The following is a 15,069-nucleotide window of genomic DNA, read 5'->3' on the forward strand; positions in this document are numbered from 1 at the left end:
CATTGACACCCCTGACGGGGGCTGGCTACGGTCACGCCAAGATTTCGAACGTGTGACGAAATATCGAACATCGTGAAGGGTCGATTGCTGTGCGCATCACCGGTATCAGTACGCATGTCGTCGGCACCCCCTGGCGCAATCTCACCTATGTGCAGGTCCATACGGACGAGGGGATCACCGGCGTCGGCGAGACCCGCATGCTCGGGCGGACCGATGCGCTGCTGGGCTATCTGCGCGAGGCCGAGCGCAATCACCTCGCCGGGTCGGACCCGTTCGCGGTGGAGGACCTGGTCCGGCGGATGAAGTACGGCGACTACGGCCGGGCGGGCGAGATCGTGATGTCCGGGATCGCCTGTGTCGAGATGGCCTGCTGGGACATCAAGGGCAAGGCGCTCGGGGTGCCCGTCTGGCAGCTGCTCGGCGGGAAGGTGACGGACCAGGTCAAGGCGTACGCCAACGGCTGGTACACCGTCGAGCGCACGCCCGAGGCGTTCCACAAGGCGGCCTCCACGGTGGTCGAGCGCGGCTACCGGGCGCTGAAGCTGGACCCCTTCGGCACCGGCCACTTCGAGCTGGACCATGCGGAGACCCTGCATTCGATCTCCCTCGTGGAGGCCGTACGGGACGCGATCGGGCCGGAGGCCGAGCTGCTGGTGGAGATGCACGGGCGGTTCAGCCCGGCGACCGCCGTCCGCATCGCCGGGGAGCTGGAGCGGTTCCATCCGTCGTGGCTGGAGGAGCCGGTGCCGCCGGAGAACCTCAAGGCGCTGGCGAAGGTCGCGGAGAAGACGCGTCTGCCGATCGCGACGGGTGAGCGCATCCACGACCGCATCGAGTTCCGCGAGCTGTTCGAGTCGCAGGCCGCCGACATCATCCAGCCCGACGTCGGCCACATCGGCGGCATCGGCGAGGCGCGCAAGCTGGCCGCCACGGCCGAGACGCACTACGTACTGATCGCCCCGCACAATGTGGGCGGCTCGGTGCTGACCGCCGCGTCGCTGCAGCTCGCCGGCTGCACCCCGAACTTCAAGATCCTGGAGCACTTCAACGACTTCGCCGACGCGGAGATCAAGAAGGTCGTCAAGGGCGCCCCGCAGGTCGTGGACGGCTACTTCCAGCTCTCCCACGAGCCCGGTCTCGGCGTGGAGCTGGACACCGACGCGGCGGCCGAATTCCCCCAGCAGCAGGCCCACTTCGACCTGTGGGCCGAGGGCTGGGAGAAGCGGAATCCCTCCGGGGGGCGAGGCGAATGAGCGCCGTGGAACGTCGCGTCGTCGTCGAGATACGGCCGCCCGTCGCCGGGGCCGCCCGGCTTCGCCCAGTCGGCACGCGCCTCGCTCAGGGGCCTAAGGGCCGACGTCCGAACGGGCTGGAGACGCACGGTGCCGAGGGGAGCGCCTGCATATGAGCCGCACGGAAGACGTCCTGGTACTCGACAAGCCCGGCAGCCACCGGCTGGAGAGCCGGGCGATCGCCGAACCCGGCCCCGGTGACGCCCGGGTGCGCGTCCACGCCTCCGGGATCTGCGGCAGCGACCGCGAGCTGTACCAGGGCAACCGGCCCGAGGGGTACGTCCGCTATCCCGTCACCCCCGGCCATGAGTGGTCCGGGACCGTCGAGGCGGTCGGCGCGGGCGTCCCGGAGGCGCTCGTCGGCCGTAAGGTCGTCGGCGAGGGGTTCCGCAACTGCCAGGTGTGCGACCGCTGTCACGCCGGGGACACCACGTTGTGCACGGCCGGGTACGAGGAGACCGGCTTCACCCAGCCCGGGGCGATGGCCGACACCCTGACCCTGCCGGCCCGGCTGCTGCATCCGCTGTCCGACGACGCCGACCTGGGCGCGGCCGCCCTGCTGGAGCCCGCCGCCTGCATCGCCGCCGCCGCGCTCAAGGCCCGGGCCCGGCCCGGTGAGCGGGTCGCGGTGGTCGGCACCGGCACGCTCGGCATGATCGCCGTACAGTTCCTCGCCGCCGTCTCCCCCGAACGGCTGCTGGTGGTGGGCACCCGCCCGGACCGGGAGCAACTGTCGCTGGACTTCGGCGCCACCGACTTCCGCACCCGGGACCAGCTCTCCGACCAGCTCTCGGGCTATGACGTGGTCATCGAGACCGCCGGATCGGCCTCCGCCGCCCGTAGCTCCGCCTCGCTGTTGCGCCGGGGCGGCCGGCTGGTGCTCACCGGCATCCCGGCGGCGGGCGCCGACGGGCTGGACCCCACCGATCTGGTCGTCCGCCAGATCGAGGTGCAGACCGTCTTCGGCGCCCCGCCCGCCGCCTGGTCGCACGCCGTACGGGTCTTCGACGCGGGGCTGCTGACCCTGCGGCCGCTGATCACCCATGAGCTGCCGCTCACCGACTTCGCCTCGGCGATCGAGCTGGTCGGCAGCGGCGATCCGGCCGTCGGCAAGGTGCTGCTGCGTCCGCAGGGCCTCGGCTAGCAAGGGCCTCGACCAGCACCTGTGGCACGCCTCCCGCACCCGTCTCCCGTCATCCCACCAGCCTCCCGGACCGTCTCTAGTCATCCACCCAGCCCCACCCGGACAACGATGTTCCGGGCAGCACCAGCCGGACGCCGAACCACCGGCCATCACTCCACAGGGAGCACCGTGACCGCCGCCTCACCCACCACTCCCGGCCCCCGCCGCCCCGCCGACGCGGCCCTCGCCTCGCTCGGCCACGCCACGCCCGCCCCCGACCCCGCCGACGCCTCCGCGCACACCTTCCCCGACGGCGGCACCTGGCGCACCGAGATCCCGTCCGTCGAGGGTCCGGAGGCGCTGGCCACCGTGTTCAAGGAGGCCGGGCGGCTCGATGTGCCGATCCACCGGATCAGCCAGGGCAGCGGCGTCTGGATGCTCACCGATGCCGAGATCACCGAGATGGTGGAGTCCTGCGCCGAGCGGAACGCCGAGCTGTGCCTGTTCACCGGCCCCCGCGGCACCTGGGACATCGGCGCCGCCACCCGCTCCGACTCCGGCGGCGGGGGCCTGCGTGCCCGTGGCCATGACGCGGTGGCCGGATGTGTGGAGGACGCGCTGCGCGCCGTCTCGCTGGGCGTGAAGTGCCTGCTGGTCGCCGACGAGGGGGTGCTGTGGCTGCTGAACCGGCTGCGGGAGCGCGGTGAGCTGCCCGCGGACACCACCTTCAAGCTGTCCGCGCTGGTCGGCCCGGTCAACCCGGCCTCGTTCGCGGTGTACGAGCAGCTCGGGGCCGACTCCATCAACATCCCCTCGGACCTCACGCTGGAGCACCTCACCGAGATCCGCCGGGTCTCCCGCGCCCCGATGGACTTCTATGTCGAGGCTCCGGACGACCTCGGTGGCTATGTCCGGCTCTATGACGCGGCGGAGCTGATCCGGCGCGGTGCCCCCATCTATCTGAAGTTCGGGCTCAGCAAATCCCCGGGGATCTACCCGTACGGCGCCCAGCTGCGGGACGTGGCGCTGGGCAGCGCCCGTGAGCGGGTGCGCCGCGGGCGGCTCGTGCTCGACCTGCTGGGCCGACTGGGCGCGGACGGCGGGATGTCCCCGCTCGGCTCCCGGCTGCCGGGTCCGCTGCGGCGTTTCACCGCCGACGCGGCCCCCTTGAATTCCTGACGCAACGACGCCCCAGGGAAGGACCCCAACACCATGCGCACGGTAAGAGGAGCACGAGCCGCGGCGATAGGCGCCGGCCTCCTCGCGCTCTCGCTGACGGCCACGGCCTGCGGCCAGGAGGCGGTCGGCGGCAGCCGGTACAAGAGCAAGGAAAAGGGAGGCACGATCGGCATCGCGATGCCGACCAAGTCCTCCGAACGGTGGATCACCGACGGCCGCAATGTGGCCAAGCAGTTCCAGGCGGCGGGCTACAAGACGGACTTGCAGTTCGGCGAGGACGACGTCCGCACCCAGGTGGCCCAGCTCGAAAACATGATCACCAAGGGCCACCGGCTGCTGGTGATCGCGCCGATCAACGGCGGGGCGCTCAACGACGTCCTGAAGCAGGCCCATGACGCCAACATTCCGGTGATCTCCTACGACCGGCTGCTGCTGGGCACGCCGAACGTCGACTACTACGCGACGTTCGACAACGAGAAGGTCGGCAGGCTCCAGGGCCAGTACATCGTCAACAAGCTGGGGCTGGCCAAGGGCCGCAAGGGCCCGTTCTCCATCGAGCTGTTCGCCGGCTCGTCGGACGACAACAACACCGGGTACTTCTACAACGGCGCGATGAGCGTGCTCAAGCCGTACATGGACAAGGGTGAGCTGATCGTCCGCTCCAAGCAGACGAGCCTCAACCAGCTCTACACCGAGAAGTGGAGCGGCAGCGCGGCGCAGGACCGCATGGAGGACCTGCTCAACAAGTCGTACAGCACCGAGGACGTCGACGCCGTCCTCTCGCCGTACGACGGCATGTCCATCGGCATCCTCTCGGCGCTCAAGAGCGCCGGCTACGGCACGAAGGCCAAGCCGTTCCCGGTGGTCACCGGCCAGGACGCGGAGCTGGCCTCCGTGAAGTCCATCATCCGGGGCCAGCAGACGCAGACCATCTACAAGGACCTGCGCAAGCTGGCGAAGGCGACCGTGCAGATAGCCAAGGCGGAGCTGACCGGCGGCAAGGCCCCGATCAACGACACCACGTCGTACGACAACGGCAAGAAGGTCGTGCCGACCTATCTGCTCAATCCGGTCAGCATCGACAAATCCAACACCCAGGTGCTGGTGGACCAGGGTTACTACACCGCGTCGCAGCTCAAGTAGGGCGGTACCGGGCCATGAGCACCATTCTCGAATTGCGTTCCATCACCAAGACGTTCCCTGGTGTCAAGGCGCTCTCCGACGTCAATCTCCAGATCCGCCAGGGCGAGATCCACGCCCTCTGCGGGGAGAACGGCGCGGGAAAGTCCACCCTGATGAAGGTGGTCAGCGGGGTCCATCCGCACGGCAGCTACGAGGGCGAGATCCTCTTCGACGGCGAGGCGTGCGCCTTCAAGGACATCCGCGCCAGCGAGCAGCACGGCATCGTCATCATCCATCAGGAACTGGCGCTGATCCCCTATCTGTCCATCGCCGAGAACATCTTCCTCGGCAATGAACACTCCCGGCGCGGCCTGATCAGCTGGAACGAAACCCTCAGACACGCCACCGCACTGCTCAAGCGGGTCGGTCTGACGGATTCGCCGCAGACCCGCGTCACCGATATCGGCGTGGGCAAACAGCAGCTGGTGGAAATCGCCAAGGCGCTCTCCAAGGAGGTGAAGCTGCTCATTCTGGACGAGCCGACCGCGGCGCTCAACGACGAGGACAGCGGAAAGCTCCTCGATCTGCTGCTGGAATTCAAGGCGCAGGGCATCTCCTGCATCCTGATCTCCCATAAGCTCAATGAGATCCGCCGGGTCGCCGACTCCGTCACCATCCTGCGCGACGGCCAGACCATCGAAACCCTGACCGTCCGGGAGACCCCCGAGGCCAGCCCCGAGATCTCCGAGGACCGCATCATCCGCGGCATGGTCGGCCGCGACCTCGACCACCGCTTCCCCGACCGCACCCCGTACGAGGGCGAGGACGCCTCCGAGGTGGCCCTGGCCGTCGAGGACTGGACCGTCCACCACCCCATCGACCAGCAGCGCAAGGTCGTGGACGGGGTGTCACTGAACGTACGGCGAGGGGAGATCGTCGGCATCGCCGGGCTGATGGGCGCCGGCCGCACCGAACTCGCCATGAGCGTCTTCGGGCGGGCGTACGGGCGGTACGCGGGCGGCCGGGTGTTCCGGGACGGCCAGGAGGTCCGCACCCGCACCGTGCCGGAGGCCATCGACCACGGCATCGCGTACGTCACCGAGGACCGCAAGCACTACGGGCTGAACCTCGATGACACCATCAGCCGCAACATCTCGCTCTCCTCGCTCGGCAAGGTGGCGCGCCGCGGTCTGGTCAACGAGCACGAGGAGTCCCGGGTCGCCGAGCGCTTCCGCAACACGATGAACATCAAGGCACCCACGGTCTTCGAGCGGGTCGGCCGGCTCAGCGGCGGCAACCAGCAGAAGGTCGTCCTCAGCAAGTGGATCTTCGCGGGTCCCGAAGTGCTCATCCTCGACGAGCCGACCCGTGGCATCGACGTCGGGGCCAAGTACGAGATCTACACGGTCATCAACGATCTGGCGGCGCAGGGCAAGGCCGTCATCTTCATCTCCTCCGAGCTGGGCGAGCTGCTGGGGATGTGCGACCGGATCTACACGATGGCGGCCGGGCGGCTGACCGGGGAGGTTCCCCGGGCCGAGGCGACGCAGGAAGTTCTGATGCGCCACATGACGAGGGACAGAGGAGACGAAGGATGAGCACGGCCACCCAGAAGACCGAGAGCCCGGCCCCACCGCCGGCCGAGGGCTCGCCCAGCATCGGGACGTTGCTGCTCCAGGGCCTGCGGTCCAATATGCGGCAGTACGGAATGCTGGTCGCGCTCGCCCTGATCATCGTCATCTTCCAGATCTGGTCCGACGACATCCTGCTGCGGCCCGGCAACGTCACCAGCCTGGTGCAGCAGAACGGCTACATCCTCATCCTCGCGATCGGCATGATGATCGTGATCATCGCGGGGCACATCGACCTGTCGGTCGGATCGCTCGTCGCCTTCGTCGGCGCGGCCGCCGGCGCGATGATGATCAAACACGATATGCCGTGGGGCCTCGCGGTCGTCCTCTGTCTGCTGCTCGGCGCGGTGGCCGGGGCCTGGCAGGGGTTCTGGATCGCGTACATAGGCATTCCGTCCTTCATCGTCACCCTGGCCGGAATGCTGGCCTTCCGCGGCGGCACCCAGATCCTGCTGGACGGCCAGTCCCTGTCGCCGTTCCCTGACGGCTTCGAGAAGCTGAGCACCGGCTTCATCCCGGAGATGGGCCCGTACACGCAGTACCACAACCCCACCATGGTGATCGGCCTCATCGTCTGCGCCGCCGCCGTCTGGCAGGAGTGGCGGGGCAGGCAGCAGCGGGCGGCCTATGAGCTGGACGTGGCGCCGATCGGGCTGTTCTTCGTCAAGTGCGCCGCGATCGTCGCCGCCGTGATGGCCTTCACCATGACGCTGTCCAGCTGGCACGGCGCGCCGTACGGGCTGCTGATCCTCGCCGGTCTCTTCGTGATCTTCAGCTTCGTGATGCGCAACACCGTCATCGGGCGCCATGTGTACGCCCTCGGCGGCAACCAGCCGGCGGCCAAGCTGTCGGGTGTCCGGGACAAGCGCGTCACCTTCCTGGTCTTCGTCAACATGGGTGTGCTGGCCGCCCTCGCCGGTCTGGTCTTCGCCGCCCGGCTGGGCTCCGCCACCCCCAGTGCGGGCCTCAACTTCGAGCTCGAGGCCATCGCCGCCGCGTTCATCGGCGGCGCCTCGGCCAGCGGCGGTGTGGGCACGGTGCTCGGCGCGATCATCGGTGGTCTGGTGCTCGGCGTGCTCAACAACGGTATGTCGCTGGTCGGCATCGGTACCGACTACCAGCAGGTGATCAAGGGTCTGGTACTGCTGGCCGCGGTCGGCTTCGATGTCTGGAACAAGCGCAAGGTCGGGTCGTAACCCATCAGCTGTCCCTCATGGATCTAGTCTCATGGAGCCGCATATGACCACGAGCAGACGCACGGTGATCACGGCTGCGGCGGCGGCCGGACTGGTGGCTTCGGCCGCCACGACCGGCACCGCCCACGCGAAGAGCGGAGGGGACTCCGCGAGCAAGGGAGGCGCGGTGAAGGAGCACTTCGGTACGCTCGCGGACGGCACGCGGATCGACCGCTGGACGATCGAGAACGGCCGCACCCGGCTGCGCGTGCTCAGCTACGGCGGCATCGTCCAGGCCCTGGAGATCCCCGACCGCCACGGCCGCCGCGCCAATGTGTCGCTCGGCTTCGACGACCTGGACTCCTATGTGGCGGACAGCCCGTACTTCGGCGCCCTCATCGGCCGCTACGGCAACCGCATCGCACGCGGCACCTTCACGCTGGACGGCAAGAAGTACCAGCTGCCGATCAACGACGGACCGAACAGCCTGCACGGCGGCGACAAGGGCTTCGACAAGCACGTCTGGTCCGTGGAGGCGTTCCGCAAGGGCGCGGATGTGGGGCTCACCCTGCGCCGGGTGAGCCCCGACGGCGAGATGGGCTACCCCGGCGCGCTCACCGTGCGCGTGGACTACACGCTCACGGCGGCGGGCGACTTCCGCATCGACTACGAGGCCACGACCGACAAGGCGACGGTCGTGAACCTCACCAACCACACGTACTACAACCTGGCCGGGGAGGGCGGCGGCTCCGTCTACGACCACCGTCTTGAGATCGCCGCCAGCCGCTACACCCCGGTCGACAAGACCCTCATCCCCACCGGGGAGCTGGCCAAGGTGGCCGGGACCCCGTTCGACTTCCGCCGCGCCAAGGAGATCGGCCGGGACATCCGGGAGGCGCACCAGCAGGTGCTCTACGGGCAGGGGATCGACCACAACTTCGTGCTGGACAAGGGCATCACCAGCCGTCCGGAGCACTTCCTGACGGTGACCGAGCCGGAGTCCGGCCGGGTGATGCGGATCGCCACGACCGAGCCCGGTGTGCAGTTCTACACCGGCAACTTCCTGACCGGCACGTTCGCGGGCACCTCGGGGCGGGTCTACCGGCAGGGCGACGCCTTCGCCCTGGAGACCCAGCACTTCCCGGACTCGCCGAACCAGCCGTCGTTCCCCTCGACGGTGCTGCGGCCGGGGCAGACGTACCGGTCGACGACGGTGCACTCGTTCTCGACGCGCTGAGGCGTACGGCCCCGCTTCTCCCCGCCCGCCCTGCGCTCCCAGGAGCGCAGGGCGGGCCCCGTCGTGTTCCGCCCATGCCCACTCGAAGGGATCCCGTGTGAGACCGATACACACCCTCAGCGCCGTAGTCGCCGCTTCCGTGGCCTGACGACTCCGGCGACCGCTTACGTCTTCACCGCTTCAATCCATTCCAGCTGGACGCCGACGTCCGCCGCTCCAACCGTTCCTAGAGACTGAGCGGGGTGAGTCCTGATGACAGAACTCGTGCTCAGCCGTGTGCCCCGAACGGTTGTGGGCACACTGGTCCCCCGCTTTCGCTCCGCGTCCGGCGCCGATGGATCGTGTCCGTGGTCCGGGAATGCGGGGGCGGGTTTCCTCACGCTCCGGGATACCCGATGCGGCCTGGACGGTCCGATGCCCCACCACATCACTCCGGTGAGGTGGGGGCGGTTGCGTCCGTCGCCGGATCGGGCGTCCCAGAGCGCGCCGTCCGATTGCCACGGCGGCAGCGTCGTGGCGCGTGGTCTTGCGGGTCTTCGTGGTCAGGGGCCGCTGCCAGTGCTGGGCGCCCCAGCGACTGGTGTAAGCGGGATCGACGGCCACGACGGTGATGCCGAGCTCGGCCGCCATGGACACCAGCCTGCCGCGCAGCCTGCCCACGGGCATACCGGAGACCAGCTGGCGGAACCGCTTCCGCCGCCCGTGCTTCTCCCGGGTCTTCTCCGCCTGGAAGTCCAGGTCCTCGATCGCGATGGCCAGCCGATGGCGTTTGGCCCAGTGCAGCAGGCGGATGAGGGCATGTCGCACCTGCGCGTCCCGGTACGGTGCGCGGCCGGAGAGGTCGTAGTCGAACCTGCGGGGCTCACCGACGGGATTGCCGTGGGCATCCAGGCGCCAGGCGGCCAGGTGATCGGCGTTGGTGTCCACACCGATCAGCCCGCCGGACCGGGCCGCCTCCAATGGCACCGTCCTCACCGGCGGGATCTGCCAGGAGGCAGTCAGATACCAGCGGCCACGCTCCACGTCGAAGTGAATGCGGTACGCCACGGCACGGTTGGCCGCGATACGGTCGGCCCACTGCTGGCCCCGGTGCCGGAAGCCGACTCGGCAGGCCAGCACATACCGGCCATGGGGTGCGTTCGCCAGCCCGGCCAGCGGCGCAGGAAGCCTGATACTCACCTCACCATCCGGACTGACACGCATGGTCTCGTTCCCGTATCGCTTCCCCGATTCGCCGTCGGCCTGGAGGAACCAGCGCTCAGCCTCCCACCGCACACGCCACTGGGCCTCGGTCAGCCGGGTGGCTTGGAGGTTGTGCCGGTTGCGCAGCAGCTTCCTTCCACCGCGCACCACCCGCACGCGTCCGGCATCGCGATCGGCCCGCTCCCGCCCCAGCCGGTCTTGGAGTAGGCGCAGGCGCCGGGACTTGGCAAACCACTCCTTCCGCGATCGGTAGCCACCCGGCGAGCCCTTGGAACCCTTCGCCCCGACCGGCAGCGACAGCCGACGAGCGATCATGTCGATGCCCGCCTGAAGGTACTGGATGTAGGCAAGCTGACCGCGCTGAGCCAACGCGCACTGGTCATGCGTGGCCTTGGTGATGCTGCCCGCCCAGCGCGAGGAGGACTGGTCGGTCAAAGCCCGCTTGCGCCGCGCCCACTGGTCACTGCCGCGATCCAGCCCGGCGGCACAGCGGGCTTTCAGGTCCCGGGACGCCAGGGAGCCCAGCAAACCGCCGGTTAGACGCAAGACCTTCTCATCCTGCCCGGTCAGACCCTTGAGGCTGCTGCGGATGGCCACCCCGGCGGGGCCATCCGCAACGAACGGCGTCGCCACCTCGCGCAGCCCAGCCATCCCCCCACCCCCCGCTACACGGTCCGAAAGTTCCATCACCCCACCCAACGAGCACCTCGTGCAAAGGTCACGCATTCGACCCAAGAACTCACGTTCCCCTCAAAGGCTCGTCGTGCGGCCATCGATGCACACTCGTGCACACCAAAACGCACCCGAGTGCTGTCAACCGACAGCAGGTCCCCCCTCCCGGCGCGGCCGCTCTCACGCTGGACGGCACGACGATCCGTACGGACGACCGCACCGGCGCGCGTCGAGACCGCCGTCTTCCCGGTCCGATAGGTGGACTTCGCGGACGGCACGGTCGAGCGCACCCTGCTGCCCAGATTCCGCTCGGGCCCGCGCCGGGTGTCCGCGTTCATGACGGTGAGCCAGGGCCTGGCGGGCCAGCTTCGACGTCGAGCGATCTGGCGACCAGAATGGCTCAGGCCGAACCTGTCGGTCGGCTTCGCGGCGTCGTCGAGGGGTGAGCCCCTGAGGCCCGGTCGGCGCACATCTTGCCCAGTCAGCGCCGCTCAGCCGTCAGCGTGGCGATCAAACGTCCCAGGTGTTCGTCTATGTGGGCGAGTGCGGCACACTGCGCGCGACCGGGGCCGGGGCCGTCCACCCCGGTCCGCCCACGAGAGTCGGGGGCAAGGGGCGGGACGGACGGCGGTCTCAGGACCGCTTGAAGCGGTCAGGGTTGTTGTGGTCGCGGTGGCGGGGACACTGGCACGGCGGCCACGCCTGCCCCAACGCGTAGGCGTCGCTTTTGTCCCCGGCGAGGACAGCCACGATCGCGCGCCGGGTGACGCGGATCCCGTCGTGCGCCATGGTGTAGACGCGCATCGTCATCTTCGGCCGCTCGTCCCGGTCCGGCTGACGGTCGGCCATCAGCGGCCCCCTCTCTCGACCGGTGCGAGGAGCTGGAGCACGGTGCGCAGACTCCGCTTCACCGCGCCGAGATGGTAGGCCAATTCTTCCGGCGCTGCGTCGGCCAGGCTCAGCGCCTCGGCGGCGGCAAGACTCTGCCCGGCGACGATGACGACGGCCTGCTCCAAGCCGTCACGGGTGGGCTTTCCGGCCGCGATACACGCTGGGCACAGGCCCAGACGCGGCTCGGAGGTGTTGTGGGGCCCGAAGTCGCCCGGGGCGGCACACAGAGCGCACCCAGGGGACGGGACGAGTGTGGTCCGGTCACCGACTGTCACTGGGCCACCACCGTCCCGTGCGACGCACGCACCAGCCGCGCTCGCAGGCGGCTCTCACGCCGTCGCTCGTGGGCCACGGCGTAGGGCCGCACCAAGCCGAAGATCCACGCGATAGCGTGGGCCATGTCGTCAACCTCCAAGGGGTTGAGGGCCATGCCCCCGGACCGTCGCCACGGTCGCGGCGGTCTCTACTTCTTCACCTTTTCGCCCCTGGCAGTGCGTTTCCACTGCGTTCCGCGACCGTTAGGCACGGAGCAGGGTTACCGCGCGAAGTGTGCCTAACGTCCCAGGGGGTGCCGGTGAACGAAGCACTACGCCGTGCCATGCTTCAAGCTCACATGACAGACCGGCAGTTGGCGGAGAGCTGTGGCGTCGATATCAAGACTGTCGGCCGATGGATCATCGAGACGGGACGGGTTCCCCGCGCCCGTCACCGATGGGCCGTCTGCGAAGCACTCGGAGAGGATGAGGCGGTGTTATGGCCAGCAGCCGCAAAGAAAGCGATCAAGGTTGGTCCGGACCGTGAGGTCGTTTCCGTCTATCCGTACCGGTCCGGCTGTCCGGCCTCCCTCTGGCGATCGCTGATCACCAAGGCTGAGCGAGAGCTGACCTTTGCGGGTTACACCAACTACTTCCTATGGCTCGAACAAGCCCGGTTCGGTACCGCGATGCGACGCAAAGCCGTCCAAGGATGCCGAGTGCGCTTCCTGCTCGGTGACCCTGACAGTGATCTCACCCGGTCGCGCGAGCAGGATGAAGACGTCGCGCTCACGCTGTCCACGCGCATCCGCGTGACGCTGGCCGAACTGGAGAAGATCAGAAGCCAGCCGGGCATCGATGCGAGGTACAGCGAAGGGCACGCGTACTTATCCGTGTTCCGCTTCGATGACGACATGATCGTTACGCCTCTGCTGACTCACCGTGTGGGACACGATGCCCCCACGCTGCACCTGCGCCGTTATCAGGACGACGGCATGTTTGATCGCTTCGCTTCCCACGTCGAGGAACTGTGGAGACGAGGCAGGCCGGTATGGGAAGGGGAAGGTGATGGGTAGGCGGGACTACGAGGACGACCCGAATGCCCCAGCCGCGAACAGCCTGGTTCCCGCTGCTTCCGCCGTCGTCGTTGATGATGCCGGGCGCATCCTGCTTCAGCGTCGGCGGGACAACGGTATGTGGGCGCTTCCTGGTGGTGTTATGCACATCGGAGAGTCGTTGCCGGACTGCGCGATTCGGGAGACGCGCGAAGAGACCGGGGTTGATGTTGAGATCATCAGCATCGTCGGCACCTACACCAACCCCCGTCACGTCTTTGCCTACGACGATGGCGAGGTACGCCAAGAGTTCTCCGTCTGCTTCGTGGCACGTCCGGTGGCCGGGCAACTGGCGGTCTCCGAGGAGTCCACCGACGTCCGCTGGTTCGAGCCCGCAGAGATTGACGCGCTCCCCATGGTCCCCAGCATCCGGAAGCGTGTGAACGACTGGCGCGACGGCAACATGCCCGCGGCCCGATAGTCGGCACGCGACACGCGGTTGGCCCACCGGGGCATCGCCCAGTGGACCAACCGGGCCGTCACTCGGAGATCTGTCGCTACGAGCCGTTGAAGGCGCCCGCCGGGCCCGCCGCCGTCTCGCCCCGCGGCGCCGCGTCCTCGTTCTCGCCCGTGAGGTCGCGGACCAGCAGCGTCGCGCCCGCGACCGCGCCCGGCATCAGGAAGACCGCGACCAGCGGGATCAGGAACAGGACGGACAGCGGGACGCCGAAGCCCAGGGAGAGCAGACGGCGGGAGCGGAGCATTCGGCGGCGGTCCTTCAGCAGGATTCCGCGGCGCAGCAGGGCGATCGAGGTCAGCTCCTCGGTGAGGAAGAAGCCGGTCACGCAGAAGGCCAGCGCGGGGATCACGGTCTGGCCGACGGCCGGGATGAAGCCGAGCGCGAAGAAGAGCACGCTCCAGAGGGTGACGCGGATGAGCAGGGCGATGGCCTCGCGCAGCCCTATCCACAGCTCTGACCAGCTCGACAGGCCGGAGTCGGGGACCGCGCCGCCCTCGGAGCGGTCGACCTGCTCGGAGAGCGACTCGTAGAAGGGCTGGCCGACCAGGAGTGTGACCGCCGTGAAGGTGAGGACGGCGAGGAAGAGGCAGGTGGCGGCGAAGAGGATCGTGAGCGCGCCACGGAAGACGCCGAGCCAGGGTGAGGACCAGTCGTCGGCGAAGGGCGTGGCCCATGCGATGACGTCATCGGTCCAGAAGAAGAGGGCGACGATGGCCGCCGCGTAGCCGACGAGGGTGATCAGGGCGGGAATCATCCCGAACCCCCACCATCTCCCGTGCCGGGCCGCCCAGCGTTGCCCCTTCATCAGATAACCGAAGCCACTCACAAGATCACGCATGGGCCGAAGCCTACTGCTGCCAGGTGAAGTCGACCGTGTGCGGATAGTGGTCGGAGAGCGGCTCGCCGTCGGCGTCGAGGAAGGCCGTGTGCGCGTTGTGGTAGCGGGTGGCGGTGAGGGAGAGCCGCGGGCCGGAGCGGTAGAGGACCTTGTCCACGACCTCGCAGGTGTCGGTGACGTTGTCCGGGTCGCATACGAGGGCGTCGGAACCGGCGGGCGGGGCCGAGCCGCCGCGCACCAGGTCCACCCAGGCGTCGGTGAGGCCGTTGCGGGTGGCGAGGTCGCGGATGTTGTCGGCGGTGCGGGTGTAGCGGGTGTTGGTGTCGCCCATGACGAGCACCGCGTTGCCGTCGGAGTGGGCGGCGATGTAGTCGGAGAGCTGGGTGATGTTGGCGCGGCGGGCGGCGAGGTCGGCGTCCGTCGTCCCCGCGTTGGGGTGCAGGTTGTACAGGTCGAGGTAGGTGCCCTCGGCCAGCCTCACCCGGGCGAAGGTGAAGCCCTTCGGGGTGAGGCAGTCGGTGCCGTTGCACCTCTTCCACCTCACCCGCTCGAAGCCGTCGTACGGCAGGTCGGAGAGGGTGTTCAGACCGTCGCCGAAAACGGCGGGACCGCTGGTGGGGGTGCGGTACGGGTGGTCGTCGCCGGCGTAGAGCGCGGCGTGGTAGTTGAAGTCCTCCTGGACGCCCACGATGTCGTACGCGCCGAGCCGGGGGGAGATCAGCGGGGTGTTCTTGGCGGGGTGGCTGGAGGACAGGCCCTCGGGGAGCCCCGCCACGTTGTAGGTCAGGACGTTGAATGTGCCCGAGGTGGCCTGATGCGTCCCGGTGTCCGCCACCGCGGGCGAGGCGCCGCCGTACGGGGTGGCGGTCGCGCAGAG

Annotated in this window: 14 protein-coding genes and 1 pseudogene; 9 read left to right on the forward strand and 6 right to left on the reverse strand. The window is 68.7% G+C overall.

Going from position 1 to position 15,069, the window contains the following annotated elements; genetic code table 11:
- Window positions 1–89 precede the first annotated feature (89 nt).
- The 7 genes from AS97_RS16065 to AS97_RS16095 all read left to right on the forward strand — a co-directional run bounded on the left by AS97_RS16065 (window position 90) and on the right by AS97_RS16095 (window position 8,759).
- Complete coding sequence (locus AS97_RS16065) at window positions 90–1,253, forward strand: mandelate racemase/muconate lactonizing enzyme family protein (protein WP_059147844.1); 1,164 nt, start codon at window positions 90–92, stop codon at window positions 1,251–1,253.
- Between the two features lie 151 nt (window positions 1,254–1,404).
- Window positions 1,405–2,436 (forward strand): alcohol dehydrogenase catalytic domain-containing protein, encoded by a 1,032-nt coding sequence (locus AS97_RS16070; RefSeq protein WP_059147843.1) that lies wholly within the window; start codon window positions 1,405–1,407, stop codon window positions 2,434–2,436.
- Between the two features lie 168 nt (window positions 2,437–2,604).
- Window positions 2,605–3,594 carry a hypothetical protein gene (locus AS97_RS16075; protein ID WP_078641213.1) on the forward strand — a complete coding sequence of 330 codons (990 nt, stop codon included), beginning with the start codon at window positions 2,605–2,607 and terminating at the stop codon, window positions 3,592–3,594.
- 33 nt (window positions 3,595–3,627) lie between these two features.
- Window positions 3,628–4,737, forward strand: coding sequence for a multiple monosaccharide ABC transporter substrate-binding protein (gene chvE, locus AS97_RS16080; RefSeq protein WP_059147841.1), 1,110 nt, complete (start codon window positions 3,628–3,630; stop codon window positions 4,735–4,737).
- Between the two features lie 14 nt (window positions 4,738–4,751).
- Complete coding sequence (mmsA, locus tag AS97_RS16085; RefSeq protein ID WP_059147840.1) at window positions 4,752–6,314, forward strand: multiple monosaccharide ABC transporter ATP-binding protein; 1,563 nt, start codon at window positions 4,752–4,754, stop codon at window positions 6,312–6,314.
- Entirely contained in the window at window positions 6,311–7,543 is a 1,233-nt protein-coding gene (mmsB, locus tag AS97_RS16090; RefSeq protein WP_059147839.1) for a multiple monosaccharide ABC transporter permease, read from the forward strand. Before mmsA ends, mmsB begins: the two co-directional genes overlap by 4 nt.
- A 43-nt stretch (window positions 7,544–7,586) precedes the next feature.
- Complete coding sequence (locus AS97_RS16095; protein WP_185930036.1) at window positions 7,587–8,759, forward strand: aldose epimerase family protein; 1,173 nt, start codon at window positions 7,587–7,589, stop codon at window positions 8,757–8,759.
- 180 nt (window positions 8,760–8,939) lie between these two features.
- Here the strand turns inward: AS97_RS16095 and AS97_RS16100 are convergent, their stop codons facing one another.
- The 4 genes from AS97_RS16100 to AS97_RS48575 all read right to left on the reverse strand — a co-directional run bounded on the left by AS97_RS16100 (window position 8,940) and on the right by AS97_RS48575 (window position 11,925).
- Entirely contained in the window at window positions 8,940–10,613 is a 1,674-nt protein-coding gene (locus AS97_RS16100) for an IS200/IS605 family element transposase accessory protein TnpB (protein ID WP_059147837.1), read from the reverse strand.
- A gap of 654 nt (window positions 10,614–11,267) precedes the next feature.
- Window positions 11,268–11,483, reverse strand: a complete 216-nt coding sequence (locus tag AS97_RS16105) for a hypothetical protein (RefSeq protein ID WP_059147836.1) — start codon at window positions 11,481–11,483, stop codon at window positions 11,268–11,270.
- The gene (locus AS97_RS16110) at window positions 11,483–11,650 is read right to left on the reverse strand and encodes a hypothetical protein (protein ID WP_185930037.1); all 168 of its coding nucleotides are present in this window, start codon (window positions 11,648–11,650) and stop codon (window positions 11,483–11,485) included. The genes AS97_RS16105 and AS97_RS16110 overlap by 1 nt, the downstream gene beginning before the upstream one ends.
- A 146-nt stretch (window positions 11,651–11,796) precedes the next feature.
- A complete protein-coding gene (locus tag AS97_RS48575) occupies window positions 11,797–11,925 on the reverse strand; it encodes a hypothetical protein (protein ID WP_260613365.1) in 129 nt (42 codons plus the stop codon).
- Between the two features lie 168 nt (window positions 11,926–12,093).
- Here AS97_RS48575 and AS97_RS16115 point away from each other — a divergent pair, with 168 nt between their 5' ends.
- Complete coding sequence (locus AS97_RS16115; RefSeq protein ID WP_349017593.1) at window positions 12,094–12,855, forward strand: DUF5919 domain-containing protein; 762 nt, start codon at window positions 12,094–12,096, stop codon at window positions 12,853–12,855.
- Window positions 12,848–13,315, forward strand: a complete 468-nt coding sequence (locus AS97_RS16120) for an NUDIX domain-containing protein (RefSeq protein ID WP_059147835.1) — start codon at window positions 12,848–12,850, stop codon at window positions 13,313–13,315. Before AS97_RS16115 ends, AS97_RS16120 begins: the two co-directional genes overlap by 8 nt.
- A gap of 76 nt (window positions 13,316–13,391) precedes the next feature.
- On the opposite strand, the gene AS97_RS16125 is transcribed toward AS97_RS16120, so the two are convergent.
- Window positions 13,392–14,192, reverse strand: coding sequence for an EI24 domain-containing protein (locus AS97_RS16125; protein ID WP_210565159.1), 801 nt, complete (start codon window positions 14,190–14,192; stop codon window positions 13,392–13,394).
- A gap of 19 nt (window positions 14,193–14,211) precedes the next feature.
- Window positions 14,212–15,027 (reverse strand): annotated as a pseudogene (locus tag AS97_RS16130) (endonuclease); the annotation flags it as partial.
- Between the last annotated feature and the right edge of the window lie 42 nt (window positions 15,028–15,069).

Origin of the sequence: Streptomyces sp. AgN23, from assembly GCF_001598115.1 — a bacterium.
Taxonomy (GTDB): Bacteria; Actinomycetota; Actinomycetes; order Streptomycetales; family Streptomycetaceae; genus Streptomyces; species Streptomyces antimycoticus.

What these genes read in the sequence shown, in the direction of transcription:
- AS97_RS16120 (WP_059147835.1), top strand. Translation starts at nt 12,848, where the DNA reads ATGGGTAGGCGGGACTACGAGGACGACCCGAATGCCCCAGCCGCGAAC.
- AS97_RS16100 (WP_059147837.1), bottom strand. Translation starts at nt 10,613, where the DNA reads ATGGCTGGGCTGCGCGAGGTGGCGACGCCGTTCGTTGCGGATGGCCCC.
- AS97_RS16070 (WP_059147843.1), top strand. Translation starts at nt 1,405, where the DNA reads ATGAGCCGCACGGAAGACGTCCTGGTACTCGACAAGCCCGGCAGCCAC.
- chvE (WP_059147841.1), top strand. Translation starts at nt 3,628, where the DNA reads ATGCGCACGGTAAGAGGAGCACGAGCCGCGGCGATAGGCGCCGGCCTC.
- mmsA (WP_059147840.1), top strand. Translation starts at nt 4,752, where the DNA reads ATGAGCACCATTCTCGAATTGCGTTCCATCACCAAGACGTTCCCTGGT.
- AS97_RS48575 (WP_260613365.1), bottom strand. Translation starts at nt 11,925, where the DNA reads ATGGCCCACGCTATCGCGTGGATCTTCGGCTTGGTGCGGCCCTACGCC.
- AS97_RS16125 (WP_210565159.1), bottom strand. Translation starts at nt 14,192, where the DNA reads ATGCGTGATCTTGTGAGTGGCTTCGGTTATCTGATGAAGGGGCAACGC.
- AS97_RS16105 (WP_059147836.1), bottom strand. Translation starts at nt 11,483, where the DNA reads ATGGCCGACCGTCAGCCGGACCGGGACGAGCGGCCGAAGATGACGATG.
- mmsB (WP_059147839.1), top strand. Translation starts at nt 6,311, where the DNA reads ATGAGCACGGCCACCCAGAAGACCGAGAGCCCGGCCCCACCGCCGGCC.
- AS97_RS16095 (WP_185930036.1), top strand. Translation starts at nt 7,587, where the DNA reads ATGACCACGAGCAGACGCACGGTGATCACGGCTGCGGCGGCGGCCGGA.